Origin of the sequence: Methanocalculus sp. (genome assembly GCF_030651615.1) — an archaeon.
Taxonomy (GTDB): Archaea; Halobacteriota; Methanomicrobia; order Methanomicrobiales; family Methanocorpusculaceae; genus Methanocalculus.
In genome coordinates, this window is the sequence record NZ_JAUSCG010000013.1 from 1 (window position 1) to 4,568 (window position 4,568).

At 49.0% G+C, this 4,568-nt stretch carries 6 protein-coding genes; 3 read left to right on the plus strand and 3 right to left on the minus strand.

Annotation, left to right across the window (positions count from 1 at the left end):
* On the plus strand, positions 1–679 hold a 679-nt coding region (locus tag Q7V06_RS00465; protein ID WP_304836456.1), incomplete at its 5' end, for an MATE family efflux transporter.
* Here Q7V06_RS00465 and Q7V06_RS00470 read toward each other — a convergent pair.
* Positions 564–869 (minus strand): type II toxin-antitoxin system HicB family antitoxin, encoded by a 306-nt coding sequence (locus Q7V06_RS00470; protein ID WP_304836458.1) that lies wholly within the window; start codon positions 867–869, stop codon positions 564–566. The genes Q7V06_RS00465 and Q7V06_RS00470 overlap by 116 nt on opposite strands.
* A 220-nt stretch (positions 870–1,089) precedes the next feature.
* On the opposite strand from Q7V06_RS00470, the gene Q7V06_RS00475 reads away from it, so the two are divergent.
* Both Q7V06_RS00475 and Q7V06_RS00480 read left to right on the plus strand, forming a co-directional pair.
* The gene (locus Q7V06_RS00475) at positions 1,090–2,157 is read left to right on the plus strand and encodes an XRE family transcriptional regulator (protein WP_304836460.1); all 1,068 of its coding nucleotides are present in this window, start codon (positions 1,090–1,092) and stop codon (positions 2,155–2,157) included.
* Positions 2,129–2,719, plus strand: a complete 591-nt coding sequence (locus Q7V06_RS00480; RefSeq protein WP_304836462.1) for a hypothetical protein — start codon at positions 2,129–2,131, stop codon at positions 2,717–2,719. Before Q7V06_RS00475 ends, Q7V06_RS00480 begins: the two co-directional genes overlap by 29 nt.
* Here Q7V06_RS00480 and Q7V06_RS00485 read toward each other — a convergent pair.
* Positions 2,711–3,463 carry an ABC transporter permease gene (locus Q7V06_RS00485; protein ID WP_304836464.1) on the minus strand — a complete coding sequence of 251 codons (753 nt, stop codon included), beginning with the start codon at positions 3,461–3,463 and terminating at the stop codon, positions 2,711–2,713. The genes Q7V06_RS00480 and Q7V06_RS00485 overlap by 9 nt on opposite strands.
* 2 nt (positions 3,464–3,465) lie before the next feature.
* Positions 3,466–4,446 carry an ATP-binding cassette domain-containing protein gene (locus Q7V06_RS00490; RefSeq protein WP_304836467.1) on the minus strand — a complete coding sequence of 327 codons (981 nt, stop codon included), beginning with the start codon at positions 4,444–4,446 and terminating at the stop codon, positions 3,466–3,468.
* Positions 4,447–4,568: the final 122 nt, after the last annotated feature.

Below are 4,568 nucleotides of genomic sequence, written 5' to 3' on the forward strand. Positions count from 1 at the left end.
CTGGCGAAAGGAAGTAATACCGATCTTTCGGATAGGGAGCTGGAGCGGTCTTGAAGCGGCGCTTCAGATGAGTGGGATAGTATTGATCTTAATCCTCCTGAATGGACTCGGAAAGGACGAGTTCGCCGGATTCGGTATAGCCATCTGGATCTTCTGGATCGCTCTGATGCCTATCTTTGCCATTGGGGATGGAACCAGTATCCTTGTCGGGAATTACCTGGGCGAGAGAAGGTTTGCTGATCTTGTGGATAGTCTGAAGACTTCACTTCTGCTGGCGACCATTTTCATGCTCCTTGTCATTACCGCCGGGGTCCTCTGGTGGGATCACATATCGTTACTATTCAACCAGAATCCCGAAATTTCCGCCTACTCTCTCACGGCATTCCAATGGCTGATCATCGGCTTCATCGGTTTTGGAACAGGGTTCATTCTCCGCAGCATCTTCGTTGGGACCGGCCAGACACGGTATATCTTCTATATCGGGATAGTCGTCAACCTCGGGATCATCCTTCCGTTCTTTATCCTTGTTCAGGCAGGAATCCTTGCGGCCACGTTTACGATGGTTATGATGGTATACCTGATTGCCAATATTGCAGATCCCATTCTTGCATATCTTTGGGTACGAAAAGTGATATCAGCACTACCTCAGATGAAACCGGATGAGATAACGCCGGTATAAATTTTTGGCTTTTTTGTATTGGTTTCCTAGCTTTTTTATGAGCAACATCCAGATAGAGATCTATTGCCTCCTGAATATTCCGGATTGCTTCATCCCTTGTTGCTCCCTGAGAGTGGCAGCCTTTCAGTGCGGGGCAATGGACTGAGAATGTGCCATCCTCTTCTTCTTCCAGCACAATATCAGGCTTCATTGGCAACACCTTTTCATCTATCTCATTTGGGATGAGTACTTTATTATATATCCGGTATTTATCATGAGGAATTGTTTGATTAAATTTTCAATTCTTTCATCTAATAGAGATTTCTTTCAATACGGAACATATGGATATGGTCTGGGTTACAAATATATTCTCAAAGGTTGATTTTGTAAACGTAGTGTGTAGTTTGCATCAGGATCGGGGGGTTTTGTTCATGACCATTGGGGAACGTATCAGGGTTAGAAGAAAGTGTCTTGGGTTGTCTCTGCGCGATCTTGCAGAGAAGATTGAAAGATCTCATACAACTGTGGATAAGTATGAAAAAGGCCTTCTAGTGCCCGATTCAGGGGTATTGATCCGCATCAGCGATGTGCTTGAGATACCGCTTGCAGCCCTTCTCAGGCCGTCCCGCCACACACGTGAGATACCAAAAGGTCAGATCAGTTTCCGGACAAAAAAGATCGCCGGAAAAGAGAGAACCCGAATTGAAGCAGAAACACAAGACTGGCTGGAGCGGTATCTCTCCATTGAGGAGCTGAGCGGAATCCGCCGGATATTTGAGATGCCCGATGAATTCCCAAGAGTAGTATCAAGCTATGATGACGTTGAGACTGCCGCAGATGATCTTCGAAAAGTATGGGATCTTGGGACACACCCTATTGATAATCTCACCTCATTGCTTGAGGATAAGGGCTTGAAGATTGGGATCATCAGGGGCATTACAAAGTTTGATGCGCTCTGCACCAGTTTTGGGGATGATCTTGTCATTCTTATGCGAGCCGGACTCTCCTACGCACGGCAGAGGTTTACCCTCGCCCATGAGCTGGGTCACTGTCTCCTGATACCTAAGGATGGTATGGATCATGAGAAGGTAATGCATCGGTTTGCAGGGGCATTTCTCGTCCCTTCCACACGAGTACTCTTTGAACTTGGAGAGAGCCGCCGTCATATATCGGTTCACGAACTCACGATAGTGAAAGAGAAGTATGGACTCTCAATGAGTGCATGGATATATCGGGCATCGGATCTTGGTATTATTTCCGCAGATACCCATACCCGGATGAGAAAAGAGTTGTCAACACTTGGATGGAACAGAAAAGAACCTGGTGATGAAAAAGCAGGCGATGATCCTGTTTCTCTTGAATCACTTGTCTATCGATCCCATGCAGAAGGTATCATATCGACCTCAAAAGCAGCAGAACTCCTGAATCAGCCTATTGCTGAATTTTTTATTCTGAATGGAGAAATATCCCGTGACAACTCATCCCTCGTATGTCATTGATACGAACGCGATCATCGATCTATATAAAGCGGATCTGATAACGAATCTCTTTTTGCTCCCCTGTAGATTTGTCGTCACTGATTTCGTTCAGAAAGAGCTGTTGCATCCTCCGTTTGCAGCACTCGTTGATATGGGTCTCTCTGTTCAGTCTCTGAGCTCAGATTCGGTTCAGGAATTAATGGATCTGATCGACAGGTATCCGCACCCCTCCTATGCCGATCTCTCTGTTCTCCTTCTTGCCAAACAGCTACACAGACCGCTCCTGACCGGTGATCGGGCGCTCATCTACGTAGCGGTTGCGCACGGAGTTGAATGGTGTGGCACCTGCTGGCTACTGGATTATATGGTGAACTCTCGCGTGATCACTCCTGAAATGGCTATTGGTGCATGGCAGAGGATGCGTTCACACGGGCGTAATCCGCCACGTGATGAATGTCAAGAGACTATCATTCAATGGAAAAAATATCGGGGAATATTCTTATCTTCTCAGGAAGAGCTCTCGGGTGAGATCCGTCTCCCCTTTCTATTCCTGACAACACATCTCTTCTCCCTATCACAATGACGCCTTCCTGAAGAGGAATGCCCCAATGACAATCATCACCACCGTGCTCGCACCAAGCGCTGCAAGGCATACAAACGGGTGGATGGCTGACGTGCCGAGCAGCCCATAGCGGATCCCCTCGACACCATACGTGAGCGGGTTCAGAAGTGTCAGGGGTATCACCCACTCAGGCAGGCTTTCGATGGGGAAGAGTGCGCCGGAGAGGCCGAAGATCGGGAAGACAACAAAGTTCATGATCAGCTGGAATCCGTGCATATCCTCCATCTTCGAGGCAATGGCAATACCAAATGCCGAAAAACAGATGCCAATGAGCACCATGAAGAGGAAGGCGATGAGAAACCCGTATAACGATGGTATGCTGATCCCGATAAGAAGCGATAACACAAGGATGAACGCCCCCTGGATGACGGCTGTCGTCGCACCGCCGACGGTCTGGCCGAGCATAATCTCAAGCCGTGATACCGGTGCGACAAGTGTCTCTTTCAGGAATCCAAACTGCTTGTCCCAGATGATCATGATCCCTGAAAAGACCGAGGTGAAGAGGACACTCATTGCAATGATTCCGGGAACCAGAAACTGAATATAGTTCTCACCTGTGCTGCCTGGAATCTGCACAACAGAATTGAGTCCAAATCCCAGTGCAAGAAGGAAGAAGACCGGCATCCCAAGGCTCCCGACGATCCGGCTCTTTGAACGGAGATAGCGTTTCATGCTCCTGAGCCAGAGGGTATAGATAATATCCATCTTCAGTTCCTCCTCGGCATCATCATCCGCATCCGATCTGCCGCCCCTGCCTCTTCTTGCCGCATCTCCCTGCCCGTATAGTGGAGGAAGACATCCTCGAGGGTGGGCTTTCTGATCGATATGGATGCGATCGTATATCCATCCCGCCCGATCAGACTGAGGAGTTCAAGAAGGTGATCTTCAGCAGATCGGAGCCGGATGGTCACCTGCCCGTCATACTGTTCCGCACCAACGATCCACGGTGCAGTAATCTCCTCTGCGATCCTCTTTGAGTCGGGAGAGAGGACGGTCACAACATCTTCACCAACCATACTTTTCAGATTTGCAGGTGTATCCATCGCAACGATCCTGCCCCGGTCGATGATCGCCACCCGATCGCAGAGCCGGTCTGCCTCGTCCATGTAATGGGTGGTTAGAATAATGGTAATGCCTTTGTTCCGGTTCAGGGTCAGGATATATTCCCAGAGATGGTTTCTGGTCTGGGGGTCGAGTCCAAGTGTCGGCTCGTCCAGAAAGAGGACTGCCGGTTCATGCAGGAGGCCCCGTGCAATCTCAAGCCGCCGCCGCATCCCCCCGGAATAGGTCTTCACCAAGCTATCTTTCCTGTCTTCAAGCTCGACAAGCCTGAGCATCTCATCGATCCGCTCTTCTCTTGTCGCCTTTGGAATACGGTAGAGTCTGCCGTGAAAATCCATATTCTCCCATGCGGTCAGCTCCTCGTCCAGGCTCTGATCCTGAAAGACAATGCCGATGGACTTGCGGACACCATCCTGATCTTTGCTGATGTCAATACCATTGACGAGGGCTCTGCCTGATGTTGGTTCAAGGAGCGTGGAGAGCATGGAGATGGTCGTGGTTTTTCCGGCACCATTAGGCCCTAAAAGACCGAATATCTCCCCCTCTTTTATCTCAAAGGAGATGCAATCGACCGCAGTCAGGTCACCGAACCTTTTTGTGAGCTTATCAACAACAATAGCCGTCATCTCTTCGCCTCCTCTTCTGGCTGAAGTTTTTTGAGGTCGTTTCTGCATCTTTTGAGGATTTCCAATGCCTGATCGTGTTTGTCTGCCGTGAGATCATGCATGCATTCACGATCAAACAGACA

What these genes read in the sequence shown, in the direction of transcription:
- Q7V06_RS00490 (WP_304836467.1), bottom strand. Translation starts at nt 4,446, where the DNA reads ATGACGGCTATTGTTGTTGATAAGCTCACAAAAAGGTTCGGTGACCTG.
- Q7V06_RS00485 (WP_304836464.1), bottom strand. Translation starts at nt 3,463, where the DNA reads ATGGATATTATCTATACCCTCTGGCTCAGGAGCATGAAACGCTATCTC.
- Q7V06_RS00475 (WP_304836460.1), top strand. Translation starts at nt 1,090, where the DNA reads ATGACCATTGGGGAACGTATCAGGGTTAGAAGAAAGTGTCTTGGGTTG.
- Q7V06_RS00470 (WP_304836458.1), bottom strand. Translation starts at nt 869, where the DNA reads ATGAAGCCTGATATTGTGCTGGAAGAAGAAGAGGATGGCACATTCTCA.